Origin of the sequence: Kocuria sp. CPCC 205231 (genome assembly GCF_040980965.1) — a bacterium.
Lineage (GTDB): Bacteria > Actinomycetota > Actinomycetes > Actinomycetales > Micrococcaceae > Kocuria > Kocuria rosea.
Genome location: NZ_JAVKPP010000008.1, coordinates 140,072 through 156,114, shown reverse-complemented (window position 1 = coordinate 156,114; position 16,043 = coordinate 140,072). Strand labels below are relative to the sequence as shown.

At 72.3% G+C, this 16,043-nt stretch carries 11 protein-coding genes, 1 tRNA gene and 1 pseudogene; 6 read left to right on the top strand and 7 right to left on the bottom strand.

The window, feature by feature from the left end:
- Nucleotides 1–136: 136 nt before the first annotated feature.
- Nucleotides 137–2,263 (top strand): bifunctional UDP-sugar hydrolase/5'-nucleotidase, encoded by a 2,127-nt coding sequence (locus RF640_RS10615; RefSeq protein WP_368827772.1) that lies wholly within the window; start codon nucleotides 137–139, stop codon nucleotides 2,261–2,263.
- A gap of 55 nt (nucleotides 2,264–2,318) precedes the next feature.
- Complete coding sequence (locus RF640_RS10610) at nucleotides 2,319–4,946, top strand: ExeM/NucH family extracellular endonuclease (RefSeq protein ID WP_109222205.1); 2,628 nt, start codon at nucleotides 2,319–2,321, stop codon at nucleotides 4,944–4,946.
- Between the two features lie 40 nt (nucleotides 4,947–4,986).
- Here RF640_RS10610 and RF640_RS10605 read toward each other — a convergent pair whose 3' ends face one another.
- Entirely contained in the window at nucleotides 4,987–6,951 is a 1,965-nt protein-coding gene (locus tag RF640_RS10605; RefSeq protein WP_051063701.1) for an FAD/NAD(P)-binding domain-containing protein, read from the bottom strand.
- A gap of 64 nt (nucleotides 6,952–7,015) precedes the next feature.
- Between RF640_RS10605 and RF640_RS10600 the strand changes: the two genes are divergently transcribed.
- The gene (locus tag RF640_RS10600) at nucleotides 7,016–9,133 is read left to right on the top strand and encodes a prolyl oligopeptidase family protein (RefSeq protein ID WP_017831990.1); all 2,118 of its coding nucleotides are present in this window, start codon (nucleotides 7,016–7,018) and stop codon (nucleotides 9,131–9,133) included.
- 13 nt (nucleotides 9,134–9,146) lie between these two features.
- On the opposite strand, the gene RF640_RS10595 is transcribed toward RF640_RS10600, so the two are convergent.
- From RF640_RS10595 to RF640_RS10585, 3 genes are all read right to left on the bottom strand, one after another.
- Nucleotides 9,147–9,557: a phage holin family protein gene (locus RF640_RS10595; RefSeq protein ID WP_017831991.1), complete on the bottom strand. Its 411-nt coding sequence runs from the start codon at nucleotides 9,555–9,557 to the stop codon at nucleotides 9,147–9,149.
- A 12-nt stretch (nucleotides 9,558–9,569) separates the two neighbouring features.
- Nucleotides 9,570–9,992 (bottom strand): spore germination protein GerW family protein, encoded by a 423-nt coding sequence (locus RF640_RS10590; RefSeq protein WP_017831992.1) that lies wholly within the window; start codon nucleotides 9,990–9,992, stop codon nucleotides 9,570–9,572.
- Nucleotides 9,993–10,101: 109 nt separating this feature from the next.
- Nucleotides 10,102–11,013: an ATP-grasp fold amidoligase family protein gene (locus RF640_RS10585; protein WP_161976705.1), complete on the bottom strand. Its 912-nt coding sequence runs from the start codon at nucleotides 11,011–11,013 to the stop codon at nucleotides 10,102–10,104.
- Between the two features lie 278 nt (nucleotides 11,014–11,291).
- Here RF640_RS10585 and RF640_RS10580 point away from each other — a divergent pair.
- Both RF640_RS10580 and RF640_RS10575 read left to right on the top strand, forming a co-directional pair.
- Nucleotides 11,292–11,384, top strand: a pseudogene (locus tag RF640_RS10580) (helix-turn-helix domain-containing protein); the annotation flags it as partial.
- A 55-nt stretch (nucleotides 11,385–11,439) separates the two neighbouring features.
- Nucleotides 11,440–11,937, top strand: coding sequence for a hypothetical protein (locus RF640_RS10575; RefSeq protein WP_368827810.1), 498 nt, complete (start codon nucleotides 11,440–11,442; stop codon nucleotides 11,935–11,937).
- Here RF640_RS10575 and RF640_RS10570 read toward each other — a convergent pair.
- Nucleotides 11,919–12,006: transfer RNA gene (locus RF640_RS10570), tRNA-Ser, on the bottom strand. The genes RF640_RS10575 and RF640_RS10570 overlap by 19 nt on opposite strands.
- Nucleotides 12,007–12,056: 50 nt before the next feature.
- Entirely contained in the window at nucleotides 12,057–13,175 is a 1,119-nt protein-coding gene (locus RF640_RS10565; protein WP_136341451.1) for a glycosyltransferase, read from the bottom strand.
- A gap of 234 nt (nucleotides 13,176–13,409) precedes the next feature.
- Between RF640_RS10565 and RF640_RS10560 the strand changes: the two genes are divergently transcribed.
- Entirely contained in the window at nucleotides 13,410–14,876 is a 1,467-nt protein-coding gene (locus RF640_RS10560) for a lipopolysaccharide biosynthesis protein (RefSeq protein ID WP_136341455.1), read from the top strand.
- A 36-nt stretch (nucleotides 14,877–14,912) separates the two neighbouring features.
- Here RF640_RS10560 and RF640_RS10555 read toward each other — a convergent pair whose 3' ends face one another.
- A complete protein-coding gene (locus tag RF640_RS10555; RefSeq protein WP_136341452.1) occupies nucleotides 14,913–16,007 on the bottom strand; it encodes a glycosyltransferase family A protein in 1,095 nt (364 codons plus the stop codon).
- Nucleotides 16,008–16,043: the final 36 nt, after the last annotated feature.

The following is a 16,043-nucleotide window of genomic DNA, read 5'->3' as shown; positions in this document are numbered from 1 at the left end:
GCCCCCACCCCGAACCGGCCGGTGGGGGCCTCGGCCCGTCCCGGGGCCGGAGAAATGTCGCGGTGTCGTGGCTCGCCGTTCACCTCCGCGTGCTGAAATGGGGACAACGCACCGCCGCATCCCCCGGAGGACCCCCATGGCGCCCCAGAAGCACCGTCCTGCCCTGCTCGCCGCGCTCGCCGCCGGCGCCGTGGTCACCTCGACCGGTCTGGTCCTCCCCGCGGCGTCCGCCCAGGGGACGGCGCCCCCGCCGGCACCGGGCGCGGGGGCGACCGCGGCCGGGGAGACGGCCGTCGAGCTGCTCTACTTCAACGACTACCACGGCCGGCTCTCCTCCGACCCCCTCCTCTTCGCGGGCGCGATCGAGCAGCTGCGCGCGGAGAACGAGGACGGCACGCTGCTGCTGTCCGGCGGGGACAACGTGGGCGCCACCGAATACGTCTCGGCCGTGCAGCAGGACGACCCCACGCTCGACGTGCTCGACGCGCTCGAGCTCGACGCCTCCGCCGTGGGCAACCACGAGTTCGACCGGGGCGCGGACGACGTGACCGGCCGCATCACCGAGCGCGCCGGCTTCCCCTACCTGGCGGCCAACGTCACCGGCCCGGACGGCGAGCTCGTCACCGAGGCGTCCGCGACGTTCGACGTCGAGGGCGTGCGCGTGGGCGTGGTCGGCGCCGTCACCCAGCAGACCGCCACGCTCGTCTCGCCCGGCGCGATCGAGGGCATCACCTTCGGCGACCCCGTCGAGGCCGTCAACGCCGAGGCCGAGCGGCTCGAGGCGGACGGGGCCGACGTCGTGGTGGCCGTCTACCACGAGGGCGCCGCCGACGCGGCCGACGCCCTCGGCGATCGGCTGGTGACCGGCACCAGCGCGACCGTGGACGTGGTGCTCAACGGGCACACCCACCAGGTCTACGACGAGGGCGTCGACGTGGACGGCGACGGCGACCTCGACCGCGCGGTCCTGCAGGCCGGCTCGTACGGCGGCAGCCTCGGGCGGATCTCCCTGAGCTACGACGAGGCCGCCGACGACGTCGACCTCACCACCGGCGTGCTGGCCGTCGACGAGGTCGTCACCGCGACCGAGGAGGAGCTGGTCGCCAGGTATCCGCGCGTCGCGGAGGTCGCCGGGATCGTCGCGGACGCCGAGGCGGTGGCCCTGGAGCGGGGCAGCACCCCGGTCGGCGAGATCACCGGGGACATCACCACCGCCTACGGTCTGCGGGACGGCGTGCAGGCCCGCGACGACCGCGGCGCCGAGTCGAGCCTCGGCAACCTGGTCGCCGAGTCCATCCGCGACAGCCTGGACGAGTCGGACGGCGTGCAGATCGGCCTCATCAACCCCGGCGGCCTGCGCGCCGACCTCCTCTGGGCGGACGACCCCGGCCAGGCCATCGACGGCGAGCGCGACGGCGTGGTGACGGAGTCCGAGGCCAACCAGGTGCTGCCCTTCGCCAACAACCTCACCACCGTGACCCTCACCGGCGAGCAGTTCGAGCGGGTCCTCGAACAGCAGTGGCAGCCCGAGGGATCGTCCCGGCCGTACCTGCAGCTGGGGCTGTCCGAGAACGTGTCCTACACCTTCGACGCCGCCCGCCCGGCCGGGGACCGGATCACCTCGATCACGGTCGACGGGCAGCCCGTCGACCCGGCCGCCGAGTACGTGATCGGCTCGGTGTCCTTCCTGGTGGAGGGCGGCGACAACTTCACCGCCCTGACCGAGGGCACCGACGTCACCGACACCGGCCGGATCGACCGCGACGCCTGGATGGAGTACCTCGCCGCCAACAGCCCGCTGTCCCCCGAGTTCGACCGCCGGTCCGTGGCGCTGACCGGGGCCGCCGCGGACGGCTGCACCGTGACCTTCGACGTCTCTTCCCTGGACATGACCTCCTTGGGCGCATCGGAGAACACCTCGCTGAGCGTGCGCGCGGGCGACCCGGACGGCACTGAACTCGGCACGGCACCGGTCACCGACGGCACGACCTCGGTCAGCCTCGACACGACCGGCCTGGCCGACGACGCCGCCGTGTGGCTGGTCGCCGAGCCGTCCGGCACGCAGGTCCGCGTGCCGGAGGCTGTCCTGGACCTGCCCACCGACTGCGCCACCGAGCCGGAGCCCACCGACAGGCCGACCCAGCCGCAGAAACCCGGCACGGGCCACTCCGGCGAGCACCCCGGCCAGGGCGAGCCCGGCCGCGGCGACTGGAAGCACGGCTCCGAGCGGGCCCACCAGGTCCTCAGCCGTCTCTTCGGCTGAGCCCCGATCGTTCTCTCCCCTTCTCCCCCTGCCCCCACTGAAGGAACTCCCCACCGTGAACAAGCTGTTCTCCCTGCCCCTGAGCGGGGCTCTGGCCGCGGCCCTGCTCGCCGCGCCGCTGACCGTGCCCGTGCACGCCGCCCCGGACGGGGCGAACGTGGTCATCAACGAGGCCTACACCAACGGCGGCTCGGCCAACGCCGTCTACACCCACAAGTTCGTCGAGCTCTACAACCCCACGGTCCAGCCGGTGGACCTCACCGGCTGGACCCTGCAGTACCGCTCCGCGTCCGGCACCGGAACCGTCACCAGCACGGTGGCGCTGTCCGGGACCATCGCCCCGGGCGGCTACTTCCTGGTCCAGGGCGGGTCCAACGCGGGCAGCGGTGCCGCGTTGCCCGCCCCCGACCTCGCCACCTCGTTCAACCCGGCGGGCGTCTCCGGGACGATCGTGCTCTCCGACGGCGAGCAGCCCCTGGCCGCCCCCACTGGCTCGGTGACCGGTACCGACGGGCTCGTGGACCTGCTCGGCTACGGCACCTCCAACACCTACGAGACCGCGCCCGCCACGGGCCCGTCGGCGAATGCGGACCCGAAGTCCATGACCCGCGCCGACGGCGTGGACACCGACGACAACTCCGCCGACTTCACCGCCACGACCGCGGTGACCCCGCAGAACTCCGGTGGCAGCGGGGGCGAGCCCGCCCCCGAACCGGTCCCCGAGCCGAGCCCGGAGCCCGCCGCCCCGCCGGTGGAGCTGGCGATCCGGGACATCCAGGGCACCGGCGACGTCTCCCCCAGGGCCGGACAGGCCGTGACCACCCGCGGCGTGGTCACCGCCGTCTACGCCACCGGCGGGCTCAACGGCTGGTACCTCCAGACCCCTGGCACCGGTGGCGACCTGGACACCGCCGCCCACGACGCCTCCGACGGCGTCTTCGTGTACTCACCCTCGGCCGTGGCGAACGTGGAGCTCGGCCAGTACGTCGAGGTCACCGGGACGGTCGCCGAGTACCACGGACAGACCCAGATCAGCGTGCACCCGGAGGGGGTCACTGTCCTCGACGAGGCCGCCGAGGCGGTCGAGCCCGCCGCCGTCGGCTGGCCCGCCGGCGAGGCCGAGCGCGAGGACCTCGAGGGCATGCTCCTGGACCCGGCCGGTGCGTTCGTGGTCGCCGACAACCACGACCTCAACCGCTACGGGGAGATCGGGCTGGCCGCGGACACCACGCCGCTGGTGCAGCCCACCGCCGTCGGCGCGCCCGGCTCGCCGGAGGCCGCCGCCCAGGCCGCGGACAACGAGGCCCGGGGCGTCCTGCTCGACGACGGCGCCACGACCAACTACGGCAACTTCGCCAACGCCTCGGTCCCCCTCCCCTACCTCTCTCCCACGACCCCGATGCGGATCGGCGCGCCCGTGGACTTCGTGGCGCCGGTGGTGCTCGGCTACTCGTTCGAGGAGTGGCGCCTCCAGCCCACGACCCGGGTGACCGGGGACAACGCCCAGGACGCCCCCGTGGTCGCCGAGAACACCCGCACCGCCGCCCCCGAGGACGTCGGCGGGGACGTGCAGCTGGCCACGTTCAACGTGCTGAACTACTTCACCACCACCGGCGACGAGCTGACCGGCTGCACCTACTACACGGACCGCGCCGGCGACCCGGTCTCGGTGCGCGGAGGCTGCGACGCCCGCGGGGCGGCCGAACAGGAGGACCTGGAGCGCCAGCAGGCCAAGATCGTCGCCGCGATCAACGCCCTGGACGCCGAGGTCGTCTCCCTGGAGGAGATCGAGAACTCCGCGAAGTTCGGCAAGGACCGGGACCAGGCCCTGTCCGACCTGGTCGAGGCCCTCAACACCGCCGCCGGCTCCGAGGTCTGGGCGTACGTGCCGTCACCGGCCGAGCGACCCGCCGTCGAGGACGAGGACGTCATCCGCACCGCGTTCATCTACCAGCCGGCCGCACTCGAGACCGTGGGCGAGTCCGTGATCCTGGACGACGAGGAGAACTTCGACAACGCCCGCGAGCCGCTGGCCCAGACGTTCCGCCCCGCAGGCGGGGACGCGGGCGGCGACTTCACGGTGGTCGTCAACCACTTCAAGTCCAAGGGCTCCGCCCCCTCCACCGGCCCCAATGCGGACGCCGGGGACGGCGCCGGGGCCTGGAACGCCGACCGCACCGCCCAGGCCCGGGCCCTGGTGGCCTTCGCCGAGGAGCTCAAGACCACCCAGGGCACCGACCGGGTCCTCCTGGCCGGTGACTTCAACTCCTACGACCAGGAGGACCCGATGCGGGTCCTGCACGAGGCCGGCTACACGAACCTCGCGCCGGCGGGCGAGCACTCCTACGCCTACGGCGGGATGGTCGGCTCCCTCGACCACGTCCTGGCCTCTCCGGCCGCGGCCGGGATCGTCACGGGCTCGGACATCTGGGAGATCAACACCCACGAGTCCGTGGGCCTGGAGTACAGCCGGCACAACCACAACGTGGTCGACCTCTACGCGGCCGACCCGTACCGGGCCTCGGACCACAACCCGGAGATCGTCGGCCTGGCCCCCGCCGGCGCCGAGCCCGCCGGCCCGCAGAAGCCGGGCAGGGGCAACTCCGGCGAGCACCCCGGCAAGGGCCTCCGGGAGCACGCCGACGACCGGGCCCGCGAGGTCCTGCACCGCCGCCTCGGCTGACCCGGCCGCGGCGCGCCGGCCGGCCCCGGTGCCCCCGGGGTCAGTCGCGTGCCGGGGCCGGGCCCAGCACCGCCGCGGCGATGCGGTCGGCGTCCGCCAGGGTCCGGGCACCCAGCTCCGCGGACGCCCCGGCCTCCGCGGCGATCGCCACGCCCCACTGGACGGCCGAGAGCTGCAGGCCGAGCACGAGGACGCCGGGCTCCACGCCGCCGTCGACGCGCACGGCCCGGTACGGGGGCCGGGTGACGTCCAGCCCGGTGCCGGGCACGGTCGCGACGCCGTCCCGGGTCTCCATGGCCCGGACCCGCACCAGGCCCTCCCGGTGCATCGCGGACAGCAGCGGGGAGATGTTGCGCCGGACGTCGTTGGGCGGGGACATGGCCTCCACGAGGTGCTCGGCGCGGAAGGGCTCGTCCTTGACCCAGGGGGAGCTCGCCACGAACCGGCCCTCCTCCTCGTCCACGAGGAACTGCGGGTCCGGGCCCAGGAAGCGCACCACGCCGGCACGGGCCAGCGCCGCCAGCTGCTGGTTCCGCAGCACCGGCGGCCCGGAGGCGAGCCCCTCCACGAAGGGCTCGAACGTGCGCCGCAGCTCGTCGGTCCAGGAGGCGTCGCTGATCCCGAGGTCCGCCAGCACGGCCTTGAGCACGGTGCGCGCGGCGTTGAGCGAGGCGACGGCCATCTGCAGCGGGTCGTCCTCGCCGGCCAGCGCGCCGTGCACGTCCCGGTCCAGGTGGTGGACCAGGGCCGCCGCGTACTCGTCGTGGGAGCCGAAGCTGAGCCCCTCGAAGGGGCGGGCCAGCCGGAGGGCGTTGAGCTGCCGTCCCGGGACCACCGCGGACGCGATGAGCCGCTCGGCCCGGGAGGTCCAGGGCCCCTCGGGGTGGTCGTCGCCGGTGCCGAGCACGGCGTCGAAGCGCGCCAGGAACTCCTGCGGGTCGGTCTCGAAGGCGTCCGGGGCGGTCCGCGCCAGGACGGAGTAGTAGTTCCACTGGGCGTCCTTGCGGATCAGCGGATAGAGGTCCGTCCCGAAGGACAGCGGTCCCTCCGCCCGCGCCGCGAGCGCCCGCACGGCGTCGAGGGTGAAGAACCGGGTGACGAGGGAGCCGGCGTAGTAGCCCTCGAGCACCGCCTTGGAGCGGTACGGGGCGCCGCGGCGGGAGCCGGCCACGATCACGGGCTCCCGCCCCGAGGGGTGGTAGACGTAGCGCTCCCCGTCCTGGGTGTAGATCCCGCCGCGGCCCTCGGTGACCTGGGCCAGGACGTCGCAGAAGTTCAGGCCCATGCCGCGCACCAGCACGGTGCGCCCGGCGGGCAGGTCGTCCCAGTGCACGTCGGCGGGCACGGCGGGCGGCCAGTAGGTCAGCCCGAGCTCGGCGGCGCCGTCCACGAGCTCCCGCTGGTCGGGGCGCAGGTCGGCGTCGAGGTGGCCCAGGGCGAGCACCACGGCGTCCGCCGGGAGGTTCTGCCCGCCGCTGATCTCCACGTCGTAGCGGTGCCGGGCGTGCTCCCGCACGTGCACGCCCACGGCCTCGGCCCGGTGCACGGCGAGCTGCACGGTGGCGGGGAGGGCGTCCTGCAGCGTGCGGAAGATCCAGGAGAGGTAGACCCCGTACATCCGCCGGGACGGATAGGACTGGGGCGTCATCCGGGTCAGGTGCGCGGCGTCGTCGGGGTCCACGGCGATGGTCCCCGCCACGGCGGCGAGCCGCCAGTGCTCGAAGCTCATGTTCCGCAGCGGCTCGAGCGGGTCCACGGGCAGCACGCCGTCGTCGGCGATCACCGTGGGGAACACCGAGGGCGTGTTCATGAGGTACAGCGGGGACTGGTTCGTCCGCCACACGTGCCCCGGACCGGGCGGGAAGGGGTCGACGACGTCGATGCGCACCCGGGCGCCCGAGGCCGCGGCGCGGGCCGCGAGCCGCTCCACGGCCGAGAGCCCGCGCGGGCCCGCCCCGATCACCGTGACCCGTCGTTCGGAACCTGGCCTGCCCGTTGCGCTCATGGCCCTCAGGATATCGACCCGCCCGCCGGGCCACGGGCACGGGGCTGCGCCTACGATGGCGGACATGACCGAGACCGCGCAGACCGCCGCCCGCCCGACCGCCGAGCAGCCGCACGACGAGAACCTGTGGCTGGAGGAGATCACGGGGGACGCGCCCCTGGAGTGGGTCGCCGGGCAGAACGCCCGCACCCTGGCGGCGCTCGAGAGCCCGCGGCTGCGCCGCCTCGAGGCCGACGTGCTCGCGGTCATGGACTCGACCGAGCGGATCCCCATGGTCGCCAAGCACGGGCCGCACTACTACAACTTCTGGCGCGACGCCGAGCACCCCCGCGGCGTCTTCCGCCGCACCACGTGGGAGTCCTGGCTCGGCGGGGACACCGAGTGGGAGGTCCTGCTCGACGTCGACGCGCTGGCCGCCGTGGAGGGCGTCGACTGGGTCTGGGGCGGGGCCCGGCTGCTGCGCCCGCAGTACACCGGCGGGCGGCACCGGCGGGCGCTGCTCAGCCTCTCCCCCGACGGCGGCGACGCGAAGCGGGTGCGCGAGTTCGACCTCGACGAGCGCCGGTTCGTGCCCGGCGGCTTCGACGTCCCCACGGCGAAGTCCACCGTGACGTGGGTGGACGCCGACACCCTGCACGTGGGCACCGACTTCGGCCCCGGCTCGATGACCACCTCCTCCTACCCCCGCACCGTGCGCGTCCTGCGCCGCGGGCAGGACCTCGCCGAGGCCCGGCAGGTGTTCGAGGTGGCCGAGGACCACGTGCAGGCGGTGCTCGTGCGGGACCACACCCCGGGCTTCGTCCGGGACGTGGCCGTGGACGTGGCCGACTTCTTCGCCTCCCGGACCTACCTGGTGCGGGAGGAGGAACTCGTGCACGTCGACGTCCCCGACTCGGTGACGGTGGACCTGCACCGTCAGTGGCTGCTGCTGCGCCCGCAGGAGGAGCTCGAGCTGGACGGGACCGTGCACCCGGCCGGGTCCCTGCTCGTGGCCGAGCTCGAGGCGTTCCTGGCCGGGGACCGCTCCGTGACCGCCGTGTTCGTCCCGGACGCGCGCACGTCGCTGCAGTCCTGGTCCTGGACGGCCGACCGGCTGATCCTCAACCTGCTGCGGGACGTCTCCTCGGTGGTCCGCGTCGCCGAGCCGGGCCCCTGGACCTCGTCCGAGCTGCCCGGGGCGCCGGCCCTGCACAGCGTGGACGCCTACGCCGTCGACGACGAGGACCCGGAGGCGGGCAACGACTACTGGCTCGTGGCGACCGGCTTCCTCACCCCGACCACCGTGTCCCGCGGCACCCTCCCGGCCCGCGGCGGGGTGACGGCCCCGCCGCGGGTGGCGAGGACCGCCCCCGCGTTCTTCGACACGACCGGGCTCTCGGTCGAGCAGCACTTCGCGGTCTCGGCGGACGGCACCCGGGTGCCCTACTTCCAGGTGGGCCCCGCCGACCCGGTCCTCGACGGGCGGAACCCGACGCTGCTCTCCGGCTACGGCGGCTTCGAGGTCTCCCGGACCCCCGCCTACTCCGGGGCCCTCGGGCGGTCCTGGCTGACCCGCACCGACGACGCCGGGCGGTCCGGGGTCTACGTCCTCGCCAACATCCGCGGCGGCGGCGAGTACGGCCCCGCGTGGCACCGGGCCGCCCTGCAGGGGAACCGGCACCGGGCGTACGAGGACTTCGCGGCCGTCGCCGCGGACCTGCAGAACCGCGGGGTGTGCACCCGGGGAACGCTCGCGTGCTCGGGCGGCTCCAACGGCGGGCTGCTCGTGGGCAACATGCTCACCGGGCACCCCGAATTGTTCGGGGCGATTTCCTGCGGGGTGCCGCTGCTGGACATGCGCCGCTACACGAAGCTGTCCGCGGGCTACTCCTGGATCGCGGAGTACGGCGACCCGGACGACCCGGAGCAGTGGGAGTCCGTCCGCACGTTCTCGCCGTACCACCTGCTGGAGGAGGGGCGGGACTACCCGGACGTCCTGTTCTGGACCGCCACGAGCGACGACCGCGTGGGCCCCGTCCAGGCGCGCAAGGCCGCCGCGCGGATGCTCGGCATGGGCTACGAGAACGTGTGGTTCTACGAGGCCACCGAGGGCGGGCACGCGGGCGCGGGCGACAACAAGCAGGCCGCCCGCCTGCACGCGCTGTCCCACGAGTTCCTCTGGACGGCGCTGCACCGGGGCTGAGCCCCGGCGCGGGTCAGCGGCGCTCGCGGTCCGGGACGGCCCAGCCCATCAGGAGGGACACCACCCCGATGATCAGGGTGGCGAGCACCGCCGTCCAGAGGAAGGAGTCGATCTCGAGCCGCAGCGGCGTGAAGGAGCTCAGCCAGGACGTCAGCCACAGCATCGCCGCGTTGACCACGATGGCGAACAGCCCCAGCGTGAGGCAGGTGATCGGCAGGGACAGGATCGTCAGCACGGGCCGCACGACCGCGTTCACGGCGCCGAAGACCAGGCCGACGAACAGGTAGGCCAGGACCGACGCCGTGGTCTCGCCCCCGACGGCCGAGACGACGGACGGGTCCGCCGCGATGCCCATCCCGGGCAGGATCCAGGCGGCCACCCAGATGGCGAGCGCGTTGACGAGGACACGGAGCAGGAAGGACATGGCCCCATCCTGTCAGGAACGGCGGGTGACGGCGGCCCAGCCCACCAGCGCGGCCGCGCCGCACAGCGCCAGGCCCAGGGTGAGGGCGATCCGCCCCGCGTCCACGGCGGGCCGCCACGTGACGCTGTCCCCCCGGACCACGTACACCCCGGCCGGCTCGGCGTGCACGCCGTAGCCCACGCCCGATCCGCTGCCCGAGCTGTCCTTCTCCTCGCCCGAGCCCCCGCCACCGCCGCCCCAGCCCCTGACGCGGGCCACGGGCACGACCGTGGTGCCGTACGCCTCGTACGCCTCGCCGAAGACCCGGCGCACCGTCACGGCGTCGACGGCCTCCTCGAGGACGGAGCGGTCCGTGAGCCCGGCGCGCCAGGCGGGGGCGGGGCGGGGCGCACCGGGTGCGGCGGGCGTGGTCTGCGGACGGTCCTGCTCCGGCATGGTGGCCTCCTGGGCTCGGGCGCCGGCGGCGCGCTGAGCCCCAGTCTAGGAAGCCGACGGCCCTCGGTCACGGGGCGGCCGCAGATGACGGGCGGCGCCGGGCTCGGGTTCAGCCGGGAAGCCGCCACAGTCGCCCGAGCTCCCGGTCGAACTCCGGCGGGTCGTACGGGGCGAGCCCGCCCGTGGGGCACGGGGTGAGCTCCCCGAACCAGATCGTGCCGTCGGCGTCGTAGAAGTCGACCCGGACGAAGTCCCACTCTGCACCGATCCGCTCCGCGAGCTCGACCATCCGGTCCAGGGTGGGGGGCGCCGGGACCGGGGCGGCCAGATCGGCTCCGGCCTGGCGCACGTCGAGCGGCGTCCAGTCCCGGGTGTAGAAGCGGCGCTGGACCTTCGCAACACGCGGAGTGTCGATCTGGACCACCTCCACCCGGCCGTCGAAGACGAAGAAGCGGTAGTCGTCCGGCGACGCGCCGTCACGGGTCGGGATGCGCTGCTCGATGAGGTACCCCGGCCGCGACCGGCTGTAGTGCCACTCGCCGTAGACCCGGTGGGCGTCGTCGGCTCGCCAGCGCTCCACTTCGTTCAGGTCGATCCCGCTGTCGCGCAGACTGCCTGCCCCGAAGAGGGCGTACCCGGAACCGGTCACCGGCTTGAGCACCCACGCGCACCCCCAGTCGTCGTCCTGGACGGCGTGGAGATCCTCCCCCTGCCACAGCGTACGGGGGATCTCGAGGTCCGGTCCCAGCTGCGCGGCGTACTCCTTCATGGCGATCTTGTCCCCACCGACCGCGAACAGGTCCCGCCGATCGTGGAGGAGTCGCCATTGGATCTTCTCCGTGAACGTACGCGGTGTCCGGGAGAAGAAGCGGTGGTGCCGGTAGAAGTAGAAGACCTGGCGGCGAAGCCCCAAAGGAATGCGGCTCACGGCCTGTCGCGCCAGCGCGGGCCAGCGCCCGTCACGGGTGATCCACGGGTTCTTGGTGAATGCCGGTGTTCTCCTGGCGGACACGGTCTTCACACCTGCTTTCTGGCTGGGAGTGTTCCGCCACAGTTTACCCAGTTCGCGGCCTCGCGCTGCCGGGGCCGGGCCGATCGGCCCCGCCCCGGACGCGGAGAAGCACCCCGGACCACAAATCCGGGGTGCTTCCGATGTGCTGAGACAGCACGTCCGCGGAGACGGGGGTGTCCGGTCTCAGTGGATAGGAAACAGGTGTCTCAGGGCATCGGAAACACCGGTCCGACCGTGCGGGAGTGGAGAAGAACGAAGCGATCATCCTGGCGGTGACCACCGGGACGATGTCCCAGGCCGAGGCCGCCCGCCGATTCCAGGTCAGCCGGTCCTGGGTCTCGAAACTGGTGGCCCGCTACCGCGCCGTCGGCGAGGCGGCGTTCACGCCCGGCTCCCGGACGGCCCACCACCACCCCAACGCGATCCCGCGCCAGCGTGCGGCGCATTCTCACCCGGGCCGGGCTCATCACCCCCGACCCCGCCGAACGCCCCCGCGCCAGCTGGCGCAGCTTCAGCGCGGCCCTGCCCAACCAGCTGTGGCAGGCCGACTTCACCCACTGGTCCCTGGCCGATCGCACCGACGTGGAGATCCTGACCTACCTCGACGACCACTCCCGCTACGCGATCGCCTGCACCGCCCACCGCGTCACCACCGTCCGACCCCACCGGTCCCTGGACCGGGCCACCCCCGCGACCGCCTACCGGGCCCTGCCCATGGCCACCCCCACCGGAGCACCCACCGGGTGGCGGATCCGCACCGACCGCGTCGACAAGAACGGCCGCGTCGCCGTCCGCCTGCACTCGAGGCTGCACCACATCGGCATCGGACGGGCCTACGCCCGAACCCCCGGACACACAAAAACACCCCGGACCGGAGGTCCGGGGTGTTTCCGATGTCCTGAGACATCACAGTGCGGAGACGGGGGGATTTGAACCCCCGGTCGAGTTGACCCCGACCCTTCATTAGCAGTGAAGTCCATTCGGCCGCTCTGGCACGTCTCCTCGGTCATCCGGGGGCGAAGCGGCCCCGGACAACACGTGCCAGCTTAACGTCAGGACCGCCGGTGGGTCAAAGGCGCCTTCGCCACCTCACGGTAGAGGGCGTCGAACTGCCTTCCCACCGTCGCCCGGGAGAAGCGTGAACGGACCGTGGAAGCGATCGCTTCCGGATCCGCGTCCTGGAAACGGTCCCAGGCACTGAGGATCGCGGCGCCGAGCGCTTCGGTGTCCCAGCTGTCGGTGAGCACCGAGTTCTCTTCGGTGCAGTAGTCGTCGAATCCTCCGCTGAGCGGAACGGCGGCCGGCCGGCCCGACGCGATGGCCTCGGCAACGGCGGTGAAGAAGTTCTCTCGCGCACTGGGGAGGAAGAAGAGGTGGGCCTTCGGCAGCTCGTCGAAGACGCGTTCCGGCAGGATCGGCCCGGTGAACACGACACGGTCCGCAATGCCGAGTTCCTGCGCGTGGCTCTGAGCCCGCTCGAGAAGCCGCCCTCCGCCCACCATGGTGTACCGCACGTCGACGCCCCTCTCCGTGAGCCATGCGATGGTGTCGAGAGCCAGCAACGGGTTCTTGCCCGGGTTGAACGCTCCCACGCCCACGAGCCGCAACGGCGGCGCGGGCGGGAAGGGCAGCACCGGTCGGAGACTCTCGACGACGCACGGAACGACACGGGTGGCACCCGGTCGCGTGAAGGGGGACATCTTCGTTGCGAGATGGGTCGTGACACCGGTCACCACGTGCGGCAGGCGCAGGATATGCCTGAGCCACGCGAATCGCCGCCACATCGGGCCGACGTTGGCCGGGTGGACGATGCCGCCCCAGTGCTCCGTGTGCACCCACGGCAGTCGGCGCAACAACCATGACGGAGCGGTGACCAGCACTGCCGAGTACGCCATGGTGTGCAGGACATCAGCAGCTCGCAGACCCCGAAGGATCGTCCGAACTACGCGGAGGTAGGACAGGGGGGAAGTGACGTCCAGCCACACCCGGGTTACCGGCACCGCCTGGTAGACCTCCTGGCGCGTCGGACGCTGCTCCCGGCCGATGACGACGTGCACCACTGTGATCTCGTGTCCTGCCTCCTGCAAGGACCAGCAGTGCTCCACGATGAAGGGGGTGCGACTGGGCACCTCGTCATCCGGAAACCAGGCGGTGACTACGAGGGAGCGCATGCGGACCTTTCAACGACGTGGACGGTACCCCGGCGGGTCACGTCCACCCTAACGGCCCGGAAGTCGTGCTCTGAACGTCGCCCGACCACCCGGCCCGCCGAAGGGCAAACTCCGGCACGACCTGCCTCCGCCGGGCACACGACGCCCCGCTGCCGGCAGTCGCTCGCACCCGGCTGGATCGGTCCCGGCTAGGATGAGGACGGTGATGATCCCCGCCCTCAGGCCGACCGCATGATGCCCCGGTTGCGCGAGGTCTTCTTTCCGCCCCCCAACTACGGGAACACGGACAATCCGCTCGGCTCGGCCTTCGCCCTGACGGTCCTTGCCGTGTTCGTCCAAGGCCTGTCCCGGTTCGGCTACAGCGTCCTGGTGGGCAACGTGCTGGGCCAGGACGTGCTCGGCGAGGTCAACCTCGTGATCTCGCTCGCACTGTTCCTCTGCCTGCTGTGGCCACAAGCCTCCGGATCCGCCGCCGCCAAGTTCATCGCGATGGCGCGAGGTCGACAGGACCGCGCCGGCCAGGCTGCGACGGCAGCGTTCACCGCCACGAGCAGTGCAGCGGCCCTTGCCTTGCTGAGCGTCTCGGCGGTGCTGCTCGCAGTCCACTTCCTCGATCTGAACTGGGGCTACGCGGTCTCGACGGGTGTCCTGGTGCTGGCACAGGGGTGCTTCAGCTTCGCCCGGGGGGTGCGAACCGGCAACAACCAGTTCGTGACCACCGCTGCGTGGGACACCGTCAGCTCTTTCGTGACGCTCACGCTGCTGCTCCTGGTACTGCTGGGCGGCTGGCACTGGGCGCTGCTGCTCCCTCTGTCCATCGGTTATCTCCTGGCCGCTCTGCCCGCCTGGCCGCGGCGTAGCAGCACCCCGCTGGACCCGGCTCTGCGCCGGGAGATCCTCGTGTTCACCGCCTGGGGCTCGGCACACATCCTTGCGGCGAGTGGACTGATGCAGCTGTCCGTCATCGTGGGGCGGATCATAGACACCGACGAGGCCCTCGGTCTCTACTCGGCGGCTGTGTCCCTGGCGACCCCCGCCAGCATGCTCTCCTCCTCCATGCTGACGGCCCTGTCACCCAGCATCGCCCGGCGCTTCGCCGCGGGAGATGCCGAGGCGCTCGCGGAGCAGGTTGACGTGATCCTGCGCACGATGGTGACGCTCTTCCTGCCGGTCTTCGGCGTGTGCATCCTCTGGGCGGAACCCATGCTCCAGCTGATCTACTTCGGAGACCCGAGATTCGTCACTGCGGAACCGCTGCTCGTGATCCTCTTCTTCGCGGCTTCGGCCTCGAGCTTCAATGCCGCGAATGCGCGGCTCAACGGCACGGAGTCCTGGGGCATCAAGGTTCTCGCCCTGGCCAACGGCGCCGGCCTGGTGATCGGCGTCGCCACCATGGTCGTACTGGGGCCGCGGCTCGGCATCATGGCTTCGGCAGTCGGCTACCTGGTGGGCTCGCTGATCAGTGCAGCGCTGCCCCTGCTGGTGGTCTGGAGACTCGACCGGATGCCCTGGGGCGCCGTCGTCCTGCGGACCGTCCTGGGCTACGCCATGATCCTCGGCGCGCTCAAACTGCTGGGCGACGAATTCCGCCCGCTTCCGACCCTCGGGGCCACGGCCGCGTTCCTCGCGGTGTGGGCCGCACTCAACGTGCGCCACCTCCGCCTGATCGTCAGGACCGCGACCGGTCGGTTGCATCGTTGACCCCGGCCCTCTCCGGAGCGGCTCCGGGCACCTGTTCTAGCGCATGAGTGCGGCGGCGGCCATGAACCGCAGCGAGCCGTCCCGGTGGAGCAGACGGGTCAGGTCCCGGGGCAGCACTGTCGCCGGGGTGCCGAAGCGGCGGCGAACCCGGGCAGCTCGCGCGATCACCGCCGCATCGGTTTCCCCGCCGGCCAGCAGGTCGATCAGGGACCGGTCGGCCCGGCACATGGCCCGCTCGGCGCCCGGCGCTTCAGCCAGCAGGAGCTGCAGCGCCGCGCGTCCGGCATCGGCGTCCTCAGTTGTCCACCGTCCTGTACGGGTCAGCTCCGTGACCTGGCCGAAGAGGTGGATGCGCATCACCTTGACGGCGTAGCCGCGCCGGAACGACAGGGACTGGGCTCGCATCCAGTCGGAGACGGCGAGGTCGAGAAACGGCGCCAGATCGTCCGCGAGCGGTCTGGGTGCCGAGGTGACGCGCTGGACGGCGTCGTCCCGGCGGTGGTAGCCCGGGCGGCCCCGGGCGTAGTCGATGCGTCCGCCGTCCGCATAGAGCCTGGCCGTGAACGACTGGTCCTCACCGGTGGCGAAGTGCTCCGGGAAGCGCAGGCTCAGCTTTTCGACGGCGCCCCTGGACAGCAGTCCGAAAGACGCCACCCGGTAGATCAAGCGGTCCTTGACCGGATCGAGGTCCCTGGACCGCCACGGCCGCGTGACGGGTGCCCGGAGCACCTTGCCGTTGTCACTGACGCGGGCCAGCACGGCCGCGGAGCCGTGCCGCCGGGCGAGGTCCACCCACCGGGCGAGAGCTCCCGGATCCATGGTGTCGTCGCTGTCCAGGAAGGAGACGTACCGGGCTGTTGAGCGGTCAAGGGCGAGATTGCGCGGCCGAGCTGGATTCTGTGTGTCATCGAAGCACTCCACGAGTTCCACGAGCTCCCGGTTGGCCGGAGACAGGCACTCTCCGATACGGTCCGCGCTGATGTTGTGGCTGACGATCGTGATGTGCAGTCCACCGTCGTCGGTGACCGGCAACCCGCCGGACAGCACCGAGCTGACCGCACGGTCGATAGGACGCTCCGTAGTGTGCACCGGGATGATGACGTCGACGAGGGGCACCGCGGGAGAATTCATTCCATGAGCATACAAGTCGCCCCGAGCCCTTCTGGC